The organism is Streptomyces sp. NPDC057694, assembly GCF_042799415.1.
GTDB lineage: Bacteria > Actinomycetota > Actinomycetes > Streptomycetales > Streptomycetaceae > Streptomyces.
Window position 1 is genome coordinate 78407 of sequence record NZ_JBHVIX010000003.1, and the last position, 14026, is coordinate 92432.

Here is a 14026-nt window from a genome sequence, read left to right on the forward strand (position 1 = left end):
TCCATGAGCAAGACAAACACCCCCGAAAGCGCCCCGGAAGAGGCCGCCGAGCAGGCCGAGCGGGCCGAACAGGAAGCCGTGGCCCAGCTCAGCACGGCGCCTGCGGAGGACCGGACGCCGACCTTCGCCAAGTTCGGCGTCATCGGCTGGGCCCGCTGGTTCTGGCGGCAGCTGACCTCCATGCGGGTCGCGCTGATCCTGCTGTTCCTGCTCTCGCTCGCGGCGATCCCCGGCTCACTGATCCCGCAGTCCGGCACCGACCAGATGAAGGTCGACGCGTTCACGAAGGCCCATGAGCATCTCGGGCCGCTCTACGACCGGCTCGGTCTGTTCCACGTCTACAGCTCGGTGTGGTTCTCCGCGATCTACATCCTGCTGTTCATCTCGCTGATCGGCTGCATCATCCCGCGCACCTGGCAGTTCGTCGGCCAGCTGCGCGGCCGTCCGCCGGGCGCCCCGGGGCGCCTCGACCGGATGCCGGCGTACGCGACCTGGCGCACCGAGACCGGTGCGGACGAGGTCCGCGAGGCCGCCCTGACGATGCTGAAGAAGCGGCGCTTCCGCTCGCACATCGCCGGGAACGCCGTCGCCGCCGAGAAGGGCTATCTGCGCGAGGCCGGCAACCTGATCTTCCACGTGTCGCTGATCGTGATGCTGATCGGCTTCGCCACCGGGCAGCTGTTCAAGTCCGACGGCACGAAGCTGATCCTGGAGGGCGACGGCTTCGCCAACACCCTCACCCAGTACGACGACTTCTCCTCCGGCAACCTCTTCGACAAGGACACCGGCCTCGAGCCCTTCAGCTTCACGCTCAAGAAGTTCACGGGCACGTACGAGCGCAGCGGCCCCAACAAGGGCACCGCGCGCACGTACCAGGCGGACGTCACCTACAGCGAGGGCGCCGACGGCAAGGAGAAGAACGCGACCATCAAGGTCAACGAGCCGCTGAAGATCAACGGCACCAAGGTCTTCCTCTCCGGCCACGGCTACGCGCCCGTGGTCACCGTCCGGGACGGCAAGGGCAACGTCGTCTCCGACCACACGCCGGTGCCGCTGCTGCCGATCGACTCCAACCAGACGTCCACCGGCGCGGTCAAGGTCATGGACGGCTACAAGAACGCGAAGGGGAAGAAGGAGCAGCTCGGCTTCAACGCCTTCTTCGTGCCGACGTTCGCGGGCTCCGGGAAGGGCAACATGTTCTCCCAGTTCCCGGCGCTCGACTTCCCCGTCCTGGCACTGTCCGCGTACCACGGCAGCCTGGGCGTCGACTCCGGCATCCCACAGAACGTGTACCAGCTGGACACGACCAACATGAAGCAGTTCAAGGACTCCAAGGGCGAGCTGTTCAAGAAGCGGCTGCTGCCCGGCGAGACCATGAAGCTGCCGAACGGCGCCGGCTCGATCACCTTCGAGAAGGACGTCAAGGAGTGGGCGACCTTCGAGGTCGCCAAGCAGCCCGGCACCGACTGGGCGCTGATCGGCGCCATCGGCGCCATCGCCGGCCTGGTCGGCTCCCTGTTCATCCAGCGCCGTCGCGTCTGGGTGCGGGCCGTCACCGGTTCCGACGGCGTCACCGTCGTCGAGATGGCGGGCCTCGGCCGCAGCGAGTCCGCGAAGCTCCCCGACGAACTGGGCGGCCTCGTCGAGAAGCTGCACGCACGGGCGCCGAGCGCGCCCGACCCCTCCGAAGACTCCGAAAACTCCGAGAATTCCGAACCCACCGATGTTCCTGCCGCCGAAGGGGCTGAGAAGTGAATCTCGCCGCCGCCACCAATGAGAACCTGGCGCAAGTCAGTAACGTCCTCATCTACTCGTCGATGGCCGTCTATCTGCTGGCCTTCTTCGCGAACATGGCCGAGTGGATCTTCGGCAGCCGCAGCAAGACGGGCCGTGCCGCCGCCGCGCTGACGGCGCAGAAGACGGCCAGGACGGCCGCCGCCCCGGCCGTGCAGGTCAAGAAGAACGGTTCCACCGCCGTCCTGGAGCGCCCGCAGGTCGTCACCCGGTCCGCCTCCGGCTCGCGCGGCGACGTGCCGGACGGCCCCGGTGCCTCCGGCGGCGACGAGCAGGGCGACCTCTACGGCCGGATCGCCGTGTCGCTGACCGCGCTCGGCTTCCTCATCGAGTTCGCCGGTGTCCTCACCCGCGCGCTGTCCGTGCAGCGTGCCCCGTGGGGCAACATGTACGAGTTCAGCATCACCTTCTCCACCGTCGCCGTCGGCGTGTACCTCGTCCTGCTGGCGCTGAAGAAGAACGTCCGCTGGCTCGGCCTGCCGCTGGTCATCACGGTCCTGCTCGACCTCGGCCTCGCGGTCACCGTCCTGTACACGGCGAGCGACCAGCTGGTCCCGGCGCTGCACTCGTACTGGCTGTACATCCACGTCTCGACGGCGATCTTCTGCGGCGCCGTCTTCTACGTCGGCGCGGTCGGCACGCTGCTCTACCTCTTCAAGGACTCGTACGAGAACAAGCTGGTCAAGGGCGGCACCCCGGGCCGCTTCGCCACCTCGGTCCTGGAGCGGCTGCCCGCGTCGGCGTCCCTGGACAAGTTCTCGTACCGGGTCAACGCGGCGGTCTTCCCGCTGTGGACGTTCACGATCATCGCGGGCGCGATCTGGGCCGGCGACGCCTGGGGCCGCTACTGGGAGTGGGACCCGAAGGAGACCTGGTCGTTCATCACCTGGGTCGCCTACGCCTGCTACCTGCACGCCCGCGCGACGGCCGGCTGGAAGGGCCGCAAGGCCGCCTACCTGGCGCTGATCGCCTTCGGCTGCTGGCTGTTCAACTACTACGGCGTCAACATCTTCGTCTCCGGCAAGCACTCCTACGCCGGGGTGTGAGCACGCGCGCGTGAGGGCCGGTTCCTTCGGGAACCGGCCCTCACGCGTGTCAGCCCACCGTGATCGCGTCCAGCTTCCCCCGCAGATACACGTGCGAGTCCACCGGCTCGTACGCCACGCGGCCCTTGGGCGCGGGCAGCGGCTCCACCGTCGTCGCCGGGTCGCACTCGTAGAAGTAGACGAGCGACATCAGCTCCTCGGCGGGCGCGTCCGCCGGGGGCGGCAGGACGCGGTGGCGGCCCGAGCGCCAGCGGTCGCCGGTCCAGCGGGCCATCAGGTCACCGATGTTGATGGTGAACGCCTCCGGGTCGAACGGCGCGTCCTCCCAGCCGCCCTCGTCGGTGAAGACCTGGAGGCCGCCCTTGCCCGCCTGCCGGTCCAGGACCGTGACCGTGCCGAAGTCGGTGTGCGGGCCGATCCGGAACTGGCCGGGCTCGGGCTCCCCGACGACCTCGGTGCCCGGATACCAGTTGATGTTGAAGCCCCAGGTGGGCCGGGACGTGTGCCGGGTGAAGAAGTCCGCGGGCTCGTCCAGGGCCACCGCGAGCAGTTCGAGCAGCAGGTCGGAGAGCGCCCGCATCCGCGCCAGGTACGTCTCCACCAGCTCGCGCAGTTCGGGCGCCCCGGCCGGGAAGACGTTCGCGCCCGACCACTCCTCGTGCACCGCCGGGTCGTCGAACGCCGTGTCCGTCGCGAAGGACAGCGACTCCTTCAGGTCGGGCGGCGTCTCGGTGCCCTCCGCGTAGCCGTTGGCCTCCGCGCCCGGGCCGAGCCAGCCCCGGCCGCCGACCTTCACCGCGTACGGCTCCTTCTCCGCGGCGGGCCGCCGGAAGAAGGCGCGGGCCGCGTCCCTGATCCGGGTGCGCAGGGCCGGGTCGACACCGTGCCCGGTCACCAGGAGGAAGCCGGCGGTCCGCAGCGCCTCGTCGACGGTGCGGGCGATCCCGGCGCGGGCCGCCGGGTCGCCGGAGAGCCATGGCGAAAGGTCGACGGTGGGGATGCGGGGCGTGCCCTGGTCTGAGGTCATGCGTCCACTCTCGGTCCACGGAAACACCGGGGCAACGTGCGCACCGTACTCTCCGGGCAGTCCGCACCCCGACGGAATGTCTGCCCCCGGGAGGCCCGTGTGCCCGCTCTCACGCTCCGCGAGATCCTGGCCCTCGACGCCGTCGCCGACGCCGCGCCCGAACTGCTCGCGGGGGAGGGCGCCCTGGACCGGCCCGTGCGCTGGGTGCACGCCAGCGAGGTGTACGAGGGCGCGGGCTTCCTGGACGGCGGAGAGCTGCTCCTCACCAACGGCTTCGCGTTCCTCGGCGCCGACGCGGGGGCCCTGCGGCGGTACGTGCGCGAACTCGCCGCCCGCGGAGTGGCCGGTCTGGCCGTCGAGGTGGGCCGCTCCCTGGAACACATGCCGGACGACGTCGTGGACGCGGCGGCCGGGTGCGGGCTGCCCCTCGTCGCGCTGCGCCGCGTCGTGCCGTTCGTGCGGATCGCGGAGGCCGCCAACCGGGCCATCGTCACCCACGGTCTCCTCGCCCGCCCGGTGCCGGTGGTGCGCGCCGTCGACCACGGGGCCGCGCTGCTCGCCGACCTCGCCGACGGCCAGGCCCTCAACCAGCCCGAGGTGGCGGCCCGTTCGGCGCTCGCCGGGTTCCGGCCAGGACCCGGGACGCGGCTCGTCGGCGTCTGTGCGCACGGCCCGCACGCGGCCGCCCTCGCCGCGGTCGACCGGGTCGCGGGCCGCCGGGTGCTGCGCGCCGCGTTCCCCGGTGACGTGCTCGCCCTGCTGGTGCCGCCGCCCGGGCGGGACGCGGTCCGCGCCGTGCGGGACGCGTTCCGCACGGCGGCCGGGCCCGGGCTCACGGTCGCCGTCGGGCACGCCGTCGGCGCGGACGACGGCTGGCTGCGCTGGAGCGACACCCTCCGCGCGGCCCGGACCACGCTGTCCCTGGCCCTGACCGTGCCCCCGGCCGAACCGGTTTGCGGGGACGGGCCGTTGGTGACCTCGTCGCGGGCCCTCGCCCTGGAGCGGGAGCTGACCCGCGGCGGCGTCGAGGCCAACCGGGCCCGCCTCGCCCGGCTCGTCGACCAGGTCCTCGGCCCGCTCCTGGCCTGGGAGGCCCTGCACGGCAGTGACCTCGTACGCACCCTGGAGATCCATCTGCGGCACGGGTGCAGCCCGACCCGGACCGCCGCGCTGCTGCACATCGGGCGGCAGTCCCTCTACCAGCGCCTGGAGCGGATCGAGTCGCTGCTCGGCATCGAGGTGGGCGACCCGGAGCCGCTCGGCGAACTGCTCACCGCCGCCTGCGCGGCCCGCGTCGTCGGTGCCGGGGCGGCTCAGGGCGTCAGCGAGCGCCAGATCCTGTCGGGCAGGACCCGGGCCGCCTGATCGAGGTCGACGTCGCCGACGGACAGCCAGCGCCGCGCGACGCCGATGACCGGACCCAGCATCATGGTCTCGATCAACGGGGCGGGCAGCGGGGCGAGTTCCCCCGACACGACATGCTGCTCCAGCCAGGTGGCCACCGGCGACAGGCGCGCCTCCTGGTTGTCGCGCACCTGGCGGGCCTGCGCCATGGTCAGCCGGTCCGCGTAGGAGGAGTGCAACAGGCGCGCGGCGTCCGGGTGTTCGCCCACGAAGGCGAGGTAGGACCGCACGACCGCGCGGATTCCGGTGCGCGCCGTGCGGGAGCGGGCCAGGGCCCCGCCCACCTCGTCGAGCAGGCGGCCCAGCCAGCGCATCAGCAGCGCGTTCATGAGCCCGTCGACGCTGCCGAAGTGGTGGTACAGGCTGCCCAGGCTCACGCCGCTGGACTTGGTGAGAGCGCTGACGGTGACGCCGCTCTCGCCCGCCTCGGCATACACGGCCAGGGCCGCGTCGAGCAGGCGGTCGGCGGTCTCTTCGCCGCGTTGTTGCTTGGGACTCATGGTGACAGTCAGCGTAAAGCACCATGTCAACGATGGGTCTCCGGATGTGTTTCTAAAGTGAATATCTAGAAAGCCACTCCAATTCTGGAGTGCGCTGCGCCACACTTGTCCCTGTGTCCGAGAACCGCATCACACCCGCGCCGCGGCGCGGCCGCCTGCCGGCGGTCGCCACCGTGGCCCTGGTCGTGCCGCTGCTGGCCCTGGTCACCGGCTGCGACGACGGCGACGACAACGCCTCACCCTCGTACGGATCCTCGTACACGTCGTCGTACGAGCCCTCGTACACGCCGTCCTACGAGGCGTCGACGGACACGGACGCCGGCGACTCGTACACCAGCAGCGACCCGTACACCACCGACGATCCGTACGCGACGGACGACCCGTACACGAGCTCCGAGCCCACCGAGGACCCCAGTCCCTACACGTCGGGCACCTGCCTCAACGGCACGCTGCCGGACTCGACCACCGCGCAGGCGGTCGACGACATCGACGAGGTGGACTGCTCCGCCGCCGACGCGCACTACAGGGTCGTCGAGACCATCCCCCTGACGTCCGACATGAGCCGCTGCGAGTCCAACGCGCAGACGCAGTACGCCTTCTCGTCCCGCTACACCATGAACGGCAACGTCATCAGCGAGTACGTGTACTGCCTCATCGGTCTGGGGGCGTACGCACGGTGAGAATGAAGGACGACTGACCCGCGGCGGCCTCGTGCCGCTGCTCGCCCGGTGACCGGGAAGCCGAACGGCCGTGATGCGTCACGGAGTTCGTTCCCGGGATCACCCGGGGCCGAGGCCGTCGAGCGGTGCGGGGGACCGCTCGACGGCCCTGGTCCGTGGCCGGGGCGCCGCTCAGGCCGCCACCCGCAGCAGCAGCTTCCCGGTACTGGTGCGCGACGCCAGCACCCGGTGCGCCTCCGCGGCCTCGGTCAGCGCGAACTCGCCGGTGACCGGCAGTTCGATGCCGGGTACCGCGAAGGCCCGCTCGGCCAGCGTCCGCAGTTCCTGCGGCGCGGTCTGCGCGAGGGTCAGGATCGAGAAGCCGCCCATGGACCGGCCGCCCGGGTACAGCTCGGGCTGGCCCACCTGCCAGGCGGGCGCCGACGAGGCGTTGCCGAAGGAGACGAGCCTGCCGAAGACGGCCAGCGCGCCGAGCGTCTCGCGCAGCACGTCGCCGCCGACCGGGTCGAGGGCCAGATCGACGCCCCGGCCGCCGGTCAACTCCCCTACTGCCGCGCCGAATCCGTCGGCGAGCACCACGTCGTCATAGCCGTACTTGCGGGCGTACTCGGCCTTCGCCCCGCTCGACACGACCCCGATGACCCGGCCGGCGCCCGCCGCCCGCGCCAGCTGTCCGGCGACCGTGCCGACGCCGCCCGCCGCGCCCTGCACGAGAACCGACTCGCCCTCGCGCAGCCGCCCCACCGAGTGCAGCAGTGCGTACGCGGTGGGCAGTACGGTCGGCAGGCTCGCGGCCGTGCGCAGGGACGTACCGGCGGCGACCGGGAAGACGGTCGCGGCGTCCGCGACGGCGACCTCGGCGTAGGCGCCGCCCTCGGTGAGCGCGGCCACCTCCTGGCCGACGGTGAAGCCGTCGACTCCCGGGCCCAGCGCGCGAATCCGGCCCGACAGCTCAAGTCCGGGCACGAACGGGAGCGACGGCACCCGGTACCCCTCCAGGCGGGCCTTGTGGTCGGCGAAGTTCACGCCCACGTACGCCACGTCGACCGACACCTGCCCGGGCCCCGGCTCGGGGACCTCGGTCTCCACCGTCTCCAGGACCTCGGGCCCGCCGTACTCGCCGATCCGCACTGCACGCATCGCGCACCCCACACCTTCAGTGCCGCTGGTGTTCGTCGGATGACGAACACTCTGACGACTCAGACTGTACGACGCGAAGCGAACACTCGGCAAGCGGTCGCGTACACCGCGGCGCTCACCAGGAAGCCGACGACGCAGGTCACGTCACCGAGGTCGGGCCACTTCTGTGCCGCCCAGCCCACGTATTTCTCCTGGTGGGAGAAGAGCGGCACGGAGACGGCCGCGCCGGTCAACAGGGCTGCGAGCCCCGGCCAGTTGGTGAAGTGCGGGTCGGTGAGCCGCCCGGCGAGCTCTGCGTGGGCGACCTTCCGCATCCGCCACCGCTCCACCATGACGACGCCCAGCCAGGGCGCGATCCAGTACGCGATCACCAGCAGGAACGCCTCGTACGCGGCGCCCGCGTCCGCGAGCGACGCCCATGCCGCCGCCGTCCCGGCGAGCCCGGAGATCACCACGAGCGTCGAGCGGCCGAGCCAGGAGGGCAGCCGCAGGCCGAGCGAGGTGACGGACATGGCGGAGGAGTAGACGTTGAGGGCGTTGGCCGACACCGCGCCCAGGATGATGGCGAGCAGCGTCAAGTTGCCGAGCCAGTCCGGCAGATGACCGGTGAAGGCGCCGGTCGGCGTCGCTCCCTCGGGCGCGGCGATCGTCGCCGACGCCACCCCGATCATGCCGACCGCGTAGACGGAGACGAAGAGCCCGAGCGCCGGATAGAGGGCCGTCTTCCAGCGGGACGCCGTGGCGGGCAGATAGCGCGAGTAGTCGGCCGCGTTCGGGTTCCAGCCCGCCGCGTACCCCCACGCCGAACTGAACGCGAGCAGGAACCCGCCGAGGCCGCCGCCGGAGCCGCCGCCCGAGAAGTCCGCCTTGCCGAACGTCCAGAAGCCCGCAAGGAGGAACACCACCGCGAGCACCGGCAGCGCGTACCGCTCGAAGGCGTGCACGAAGTTGTGGCCGATGAAGCCGATGGCGATCTCGGCCGCGACGACCAGGAGGAGGGAGGGCAGCGGACGCAGCCCGGTCAGCGAGTTCAGCGCGAAGGCGGCGCTGACGCTGTTCACCGCGAACCAGCCGACGCCCGCCACGACCGCGTTGACCCCGCTGGGCAGCAGATTGCCGCGCCGCCCGAACGCGAACCGCCCGATCGCCATCTGCGGCACCCCGAACCGGGGCCCGTCCAGGCTCAGCACCCCGTGGGTGACGGCGCCGACGGCGGTGCCGAGCAGCAGGGCCGCGGCGGCCTGCCAGAAGCTCAGCCCGAAGAACAGGACGGAGATCACGCCGATGTAGACCGTCGCGAACTCGATGTTGGGAGAGGCCCACGTCCAGATCAACTGCCGTGGGCTGCCGTGCCGTTCGGCGGCGGGGATCGGCTCGGAGCCGGCCGTCTCGACGGCGATGACCTTGTCGCCGTACGCGGGCGGGGGCGCGGGAGCGGCGTCTGTGCTGGTGGAGGCGGTCGTCATGCCCCCTGAGTGTCCGGTGGCGGACGCGCCCCGCACAGGGGCGCACTGTCCGCTTCCGGGGGTGCGGCGGCGTACAAGATGTACGCCGCCACGGTCTCGGCGAGCTACTCGCCGATGTCCTCGTTCCAGAGTTCGGGCTTGGCCGCGATGAACTCCTCCATCATGCCGACGCACTCGGGGTCGTCGAGCAGCACGATCTCGACGCCGTGCTCGGCCAGCCAGTCGTGCCCGCCGTGGAAGGTGCGCGCCTCGCCGACGATCACCCGGGAGATGCCGAACTGCCGCACCAGGCCCGAGCAGTACCAGCACGGCGAGAGCGTGGTGACCATCGTGGTGCCCTTGTACGAGCGCTGCCGGCCGGCGTTGCGGAACGCGTCGGTCTCCCCGTGCACGGACGGGTCGGCGTCCTGCACCCGGCGGTTGTGGCCGCGGCCGAGGACGGTGCCGTCGGCGGAGTAGAGCGCGGCGCCGATCGGGATGCCGCCCTCGGCGAGACCGGCCTTCGCCTCCTCGACGGCGGTGGCGAGCCAGGTGCGGGCGAGATCGAGATCCATGACGTACGGCCTTTCTGGGCGGGGGAGTTTCTAGGCGGGGGTGTGGTGACGGTCGCGCCGCCCGAGCAGCGCGTACAGACCGGCGCCGAGCACGAACCCGACCGGGCAGGTCAGGTCGCCGACGCCGGGCCACTGGGCGGGCACCCAGCCGACGAACAGGGTCTGGTTGGAGAACAGCGGCACGGACACGGCGACCCCGGCGAGCAGCGCGATCAGTCCGGCGGGCCGGGTGAACGTACGGTCCTGGAGGCGGTCGGCGAGCGCGGTGTCGGGCAGGGCGCGCAGCAGGTGCTCCATCAGGACGACGCCGAGCCAGGGCGCGATCCAGTACGCGATGACGAGCAGGAAGTTCTCGAAGGCGTGGCCCGCGTCGGCGAGCGAGGCCCACCCGGCGGCGGTGCCGATCGCGCCGACGACGGCGACCAGCGCAGCCCGGTTCAGCCATCGCGGCAGCTTCAGGTCGAGGGAGGACAGCGAGACGGCCGCCGAGTAGACGTTCAGGGTGGCCGCCGCCATCGCGCCCAGGATGATCGCGACGAGGGTGAGCCTGCCGAGCCACTCCGGGAGCTGCCCGGTGAAGGCGTCGGTGGGGGAGGCCCCGGCGGGCGCGGCGAGCGTGGCGGAGGCCGCGCCGATCACGGAGACGACGGAGACCGACACGAAGAGGCCGAGCCCCGCGTACCAGGCGGTGGCCCGGCGCGAGGTGGACTCGGGGAGGTAGCGGGCGTAGTCGGAGGCGCACGGGTTCCAGCCCGCGGTGAAGCCGAAGCAGGCGGAGAAGGCGAGCAGGAACCCGCCGAAGCCGCCGCCCGAGCCGGAGCCCGAGCCCGACAGGTCGGCGTCCAGGAAGATCCACACCCCGGCGAGCAGGAAGATCGCGCAGAGCACGGGGAACGCGTACTTCTCGAACCGGTGCACCAGGTCGTGCCCGACATAGCCGATGACGACTTCCAGCACGACGAGGATCAGCAGGCTCGGCAGCGGCGGCAGCCCGGTCAGCGAGTTCAGGGCGAAGGCGCCGCCCACCGTGTTCACGGCGAACCAGCCGACCCCGGCGACGAACGCGTTCACCGCCGACGGCAGCGCGTTGCCCCGGAACCCGAAGGACAGCCGTCCGATCACCATCTGCGGGACCCCGAACCGCGGCCCGTCCGTCGAAAGGACCCCGTGCGCCAGCGAGCCGAGCCCGGCGCCCAGCACCAGCGCGGCGACGGCCGGCCAGAAGCTCAGGCCGAACGCGGAGACGGAGAGCACCCCGATGAACACGGTGGCGAAGCCGACCTGGGGCGAGGCCCAGGTCCACAGCAGCTGGCGGGGCGAGCCGTGCCGGCGCTCGGGCGGCACGGGGTCGGCCCCGTGCTCCTCCACGGTTATCAGCTTCTCGGGCGGCGCGCTCTGGTCGGGGACGTGCGGGGATCTGGACATGGGCCTTTACGGGGGCGAGGTGCGGAGGAGGTGGTTCCGCTTCCAGTGTGCGGGATGCCCCGGCCGCGTCGTATAGGACCCCGGCGCTGTCAGGTCAGTCCTTGGGGCCCTGCTCGCCCTCGCGGCGCCGCAGCTCGTCCTCGCGGCGGCGCAGATCGGCCTCCCAGTCCTTGAGCAGCGACTCGTCCTTCTTGTTGTCCTCCCGGAGGGAGGCGAGGAACTCGGGGTTGTCGTCGGGGGCGACGTACTGGGTGCGGTGGTTGCGGTGCCATTCGGACGGGGTGCGGCCGCCCTGCGGGGGCGTGCGCTGCTTGCCCGCCGCCAGCCAGGCGATCGGCCCGACGATCCAGAACAGCAGGATGATGAAGACCCAGGCGATCTTGGGCAGATGCTTCGCCTCGTCCTCGGGCGTGTTCAGGCAGTCGATGAACGCGTAGATCGTCAGTGCCAGCGGGATCAGGAACATCAGGACCCGGAGCATGGTGTGCGCTTCCCCCAAGATGCTGTGAGGAACCCATGCGGCCCCCCGGTGACGGGGCCAGGGTAACGGTTGCCGGATACTGGACGGCATGGCTTACGACGATCTTCGCTCCCTGCTCCGGGCGCTGGAGCGCGAGGGCGACCTGTTGCGCATCAAGGCCGAGGTCGACCCGCACCTGGAGGTCGGTGAGATCGTCGACCGGGTGAACAAGGCCGGCGGCCCGGCCCTGCTCTTCGAGAACGTGAAGGGCTCCTCGATGCCCCTCGCGATGAATGTCTACGGCACCGACCGCAGGCTGCTCAAGGCCCTCGGGCTCAAGACGTACGACGAGATCAGCGACAAGATCGGCGGCCTGCTCAAGCCCGAGCTGCCGCAGGGCTTCGGCGGGATGCGGGAAGCGTTCGGCAAGCTCGGCGCGATGACGCACGTACCGCCGAAGAAGGTGAAGTCCGGCGACGCGCCCGTCCAGGAGGTCGTCCTCACCGGCGACGACGTCGACCTCGACAAGCTGCCCGCGCTGTTCACCTGGCCCGAGGACGGCGGCTCCTTCTTCAACCTGGGGCTCACCCACACCAAGGACCCCGAGTCCGGTGTGCGCAACCTCGGGCTGTACCGCCTCCAGCGCCACGACAAGCGCACCATCGGCATGCACTGGCAGATCCACAAGGACAGCCGCAACCACTACCAGGTGGCCGCCAAGCGCGGCGAGAAGCTGCCCGTCGCCATCGCCTTCGGCTGCCCGCCCGCCGTGACCTACGCCTCCACGGCGCCGCTGCCCGGTGACATCGACGAGTACCTGCTCGCCGGGTTCATCCAGGGCAAGCGCGTCGAGATGGTCGACTGCAAGACCGTCCCGCTCCAGGTCCCGGCCAACGCCGAGGTCGTCATCGAGGGCTGGCTGGAGCCGGGCGAGATGCTGCCCGAGGGGCCCTTCGGCGACCACACGGGTTTCTACACCCCGCAGGAGCCGTTCCCCGCGCTGACCATCGACTGCGTGACGATGCGCAAGCGCCCGCTGCTCCAGTCGATCGTCGTCGGCCGCCCGCCGACCGAGGACGGCCCGCTCGGCCGCGCCACGGAGCGCTTCTTCCTGCCGCTGCTCAAGGTGATCGTCCCCGACATCGTGGACTACCACCTCCCCGAGTCCGGCGGCTTCCACAACTGCGCGATCGTCTCGATCGACAAGAAGTACCCCAAGCATGCCCAGAAGGTGATGAGTGCCGTCTGGGGCGCGCACATGATGTCGCTGACCAAGCTGATCGTCGTCGTCGACTCCGATTGCGATGTCCACGATCTTCATGAAGTCTCGTGGCGGGCCCTGGGCAACACGGACTACGCCCGCGACCTGATGATCACCGAAGGACCCGTCGACCACCTCGACCACGCCTCCTACCAGCAGTTCTGGGGCGGCAAGGCCGGAATCGACGCGACGAGGAAGTGGCCCGAGGAGGGCTACACGCGGGACGGGGGCTGGCCCGAGATGGTCGTCTCCGACCCCCGGACGGCGGCGCTCGTCGACCGCCGCTGGAAGGAGTACGGACTCAAGTGAGCAGCGCCTCAGCAGCGATCCCGCAGCAGCCGGGACGGACCAGGGCCTTCCTGCGCCTGGTCATGATCGAGCACTCGGTGTTCGCGCTGCCCTTCGCCTACACCGCGTCGCTGACCGCGATGTTCGAGCTGGACAAGAACATCCACTGGGGGCGGCTGCTCCTGGTGACCATCTGCATGGTCGGCCTGCGCACGTTCGCGATGGCCGCCAACCGGATCATCGACCGCGAGATCGACGCCCGTAACCCGCGCACCGCCCACCGCGAGCTGGTCACCGGCGCGGTGTCGGTGAAGTCGGCGTGGACCGGCGCGCTGATCGCGCTCGTCGTCTTCCTGGGCGCGGCGGCCCTCCTGAACCCGCTGTGCCTGGCGCTCGCCCCCATCGCGGTGATCCCGATGGTCGTCTACCCGTACGGCAAGCGGTTCACGAACTTCCCGCAGGCCATCCTCGGCCTCGCCCAGGCGATGGGTCCCATCGGCGCCTGGATCGCGGTCACCGGCTCCTGGTCCTGGGACGCGGTCATCCTCGGTCTCGCCGTCGGCATCTGGATCGGCGGCTTCGACCTGATCTACGCCTGCCAGGACGTGGAGACCGACCGCGAGGTCGGCGTGAAGTCCGTCCCCGCCCGCTTCGGCATCCCCGGCGCGATCTGGGGCGCCCGCGCCTGCCACACCGTGGTGACGGCCCTGTTCGTCTGGTACGCCCTCGCCACCGGCGCCGGAGCCTTCTTCTGGCTCGGCCTGGTCATCGTCGCCGCCGCGTTCCTGTACGAGCACACGATCGTCAAGCCGCACGACCTGTCCCGCCTGAACCGGGCGTTCTTCCAGGTCAACGGCTTCATCGGCATCGCACTGTTCGTGTGCGCGCTGCTCGACCTGCTGGTGCGGGGCCTGACGGTCTAGCCCGCGGGCTCACGTGGACGGAGGGGGCGGCGGCGCCCGGTACGGCGCCGCCGCCCTC

13 protein-coding genes are annotated in these 14026 nt (G+C 71.1%); 6 read left to right on the forward strand and 7 right to left on the reverse strand.

Features of this window, described 5'->3' with window-relative positions; translation table 11 throughout:
• Positions 1-3 precede the first annotated feature (3 nt).
• A complete protein-coding gene (locus tag ACFVDP_RS10105; protein WP_383486278.1) occupies positions 4-1755 on the forward strand; it encodes a cytochrome c biogenesis protein ResB in 1752 nt (583 codons plus the stop codon).
• On the forward strand, positions 1752-2840 hold the full coding sequence (gene ccsB, locus ACFVDP_RS10110) for a c-type cytochrome biogenesis protein CcsB (RefSeq protein ID WP_383486281.1): 1089 nt from the start codon (positions 1752-1754) through the stop codon (positions 2838-2840). Before ACFVDP_RS10105 ends, ccsB begins: the two co-directional genes overlap by 4 nt.
• A gap of 49 nt (positions 2841-2889) precedes the next feature.
• On the opposite strand, the gene ACFVDP_RS10115 is transcribed toward ccsB, so the two are convergent.
• The gene (locus ACFVDP_RS10115) at positions 2890-3867 is read right to left on the reverse strand and encodes an isopenicillin N synthase family dioxygenase (protein WP_383486284.1); all 978 of its coding nucleotides are present in this window, start codon (positions 3865-3867) and stop codon (positions 2890-2892) included.
• Positions 3868-3966: 99 nt separating this feature from the next.
• Here ACFVDP_RS10115 and ACFVDP_RS10120 point away from each other — a divergent pair, with 99 nt between their 5' ends.
• Positions 3967-5232 carry a PucR family transcriptional regulator gene (locus ACFVDP_RS10120; RefSeq protein ID WP_383486287.1) on the forward strand — a complete coding sequence of 422 codons (1266 nt, stop codon included), beginning with the start codon at positions 3967-3969 and terminating at the stop codon, positions 5230-5232.
• On the opposite strand, the gene ACFVDP_RS10125 is transcribed toward ACFVDP_RS10120, so the two are convergent.
• A complete protein-coding gene (locus tag ACFVDP_RS10125; RefSeq protein WP_383486290.1) occupies positions 5181-5771 on the reverse strand; it encodes a TetR/AcrR family transcriptional regulator in 591 nt (196 codons plus the stop codon). The two genes, ACFVDP_RS10120 and ACFVDP_RS10125, sit on opposite strands and share 52 nt — an antisense overlap.
• Before the next feature lie 113 nt (positions 5772-5884).
• On the opposite strand from ACFVDP_RS10125, the gene ACFVDP_RS10130 reads away from it, so the two are divergent.
• The gene (locus ACFVDP_RS10130; protein WP_383486293.1) at positions 5885-6451 is read left to right on the forward strand and encodes a hypothetical protein; all 567 of its coding nucleotides are present in this window, start codon (positions 5885-5887) and stop codon (positions 6449-6451) included.
• Between the two features lie 171 nt (positions 6452-6622).
• Here the strand turns inward: ACFVDP_RS10130 and ACFVDP_RS10135 are convergent, their stop codons facing one another.
• The 5 genes from ACFVDP_RS10135 to ACFVDP_RS10155 all read right to left on the reverse strand — a co-directional run bounded on the left by ACFVDP_RS10135 (position 6623) and on the right by ACFVDP_RS10155 (position 11517).
• On the reverse strand, positions 6623-7591 hold the full coding sequence (locus ACFVDP_RS10135; protein WP_383486296.1) for a zinc-binding alcohol dehydrogenase family protein: 969 nt from the start codon (positions 7589-7591) through the stop codon (positions 6623-6625).
• A gap of 59 nt (positions 7592-7650) precedes the next feature.
• Positions 7651-9057: a purine-cytosine permease family protein gene (locus ACFVDP_RS10140; RefSeq protein WP_383486299.1), complete on the reverse strand. Its 1407-nt coding sequence runs from the start codon at positions 9055-9057 to the stop codon at positions 7651-7653.
• A gap of 104 nt (positions 9058-9161) precedes the next feature.
• Entirely contained in the window at positions 9162-9611 is a 450-nt protein-coding gene (locus tag ACFVDP_RS10145) for a nucleoside deaminase (RefSeq protein ID WP_383486302.1), read from the reverse strand.
• A 30-nt stretch (positions 9612-9641) separates the two neighbouring features.
• The gene (locus ACFVDP_RS10150) at positions 9642-11036 is read right to left on the reverse strand and encodes a purine-cytosine permease family protein (protein ID WP_383486304.1); all 1395 of its coding nucleotides are present in this window, start codon (positions 11034-11036) and stop codon (positions 9642-9644) included.
• Positions 11037-11130: 94 nt separating this feature from the next.
• Positions 11131-11517, reverse strand: coding sequence for a PLD nuclease N-terminal domain-containing protein (locus ACFVDP_RS10155; protein WP_383486307.1), 387 nt, complete (start codon positions 11515-11517; stop codon positions 11131-11133).
• An 88-nt stretch (positions 11518-11605) separates the two neighbouring features.
• Between ACFVDP_RS10155 and ACFVDP_RS10160 the strand changes: the two genes are divergently transcribed.
• Together ACFVDP_RS10160 and mqnP are read left to right on the forward strand one after the other, a co-directional pair.
• Entirely contained in the window at positions 11606-13066 is a 1461-nt protein-coding gene (locus ACFVDP_RS10160; RefSeq protein WP_383486310.1) for a menaquinone biosynthesis decarboxylase, read from the forward strand.
• A complete protein-coding gene (gene mqnP, locus ACFVDP_RS10165; RefSeq protein WP_383486313.1) occupies positions 13063-13968 on the forward strand; it encodes a menaquinone biosynthesis prenyltransferase MqnP in 906 nt (301 codons plus the stop codon). Before ACFVDP_RS10160 ends, mqnP begins: the two co-directional genes overlap by 4 nt.
• Positions 13969-14026 lie beyond the last annotated feature (58 nt).

Coding starts and splice junctions, on each gene's coding strand:
- ACFVDP_RS10150 (WP_383486304.1), bottom strand. CDS start 11,036: ATGTCCAGATCCCCGCACGTCCCCGACCAGAGCGCGCCGCCCGAGAAG.
- ACFVDP_RS10140 (WP_383486299.1), bottom strand. CDS start 9,057: ATGACGACCGCCTCCACCAGCACAGACGCCGCTCCCGCGCCCCCGCCC.
- ACFVDP_RS10135 (WP_383486296.1), bottom strand. CDS start 7,591: ATGCGTGCAGTGCGGATCGGCGAGTACGGCGGGCCCGAGGTCCTGGAG.
- ACFVDP_RS10125 (WP_383486290.1), bottom strand. CDS start 5,771: ATGAGTCCCAAGCAACAACGCGGCGAAGAGACCGCCGACCGCCTGCTC.
- ACFVDP_RS10155 (WP_383486307.1), bottom strand. CDS start 11,517: ATGCTCCGGGTCCTGATGTTCCTGATCCCGCTGGCACTGACGATCTAC.
- ACFVDP_RS10160 (WP_383486310.1), top strand. CDS start 11,606: ATGGCTTACGACGATCTTCGCTCCCTGCTCCGGGCGCTGGAGCGCGAG.
- ACFVDP_RS10105 (WP_383486278.1), top strand. CDS start 4: ATGAGCAAGACAAACACCCCCGAAAGCGCCCCGGAAGAGGCCGCCGAG.
- ACFVDP_RS10115 (WP_383486284.1), bottom strand. CDS start 3,867: ATGACCTCAGACCAGGGCACGCCCCGCATCCCCACCGTCGACCTTTCG.
- ACFVDP_RS10145 (WP_383486302.1), bottom strand. CDS start 9,611: ATGGATCTCGATCTCGCCCGCACCTGGCTCGCCACCGCCGTCGAGGAG.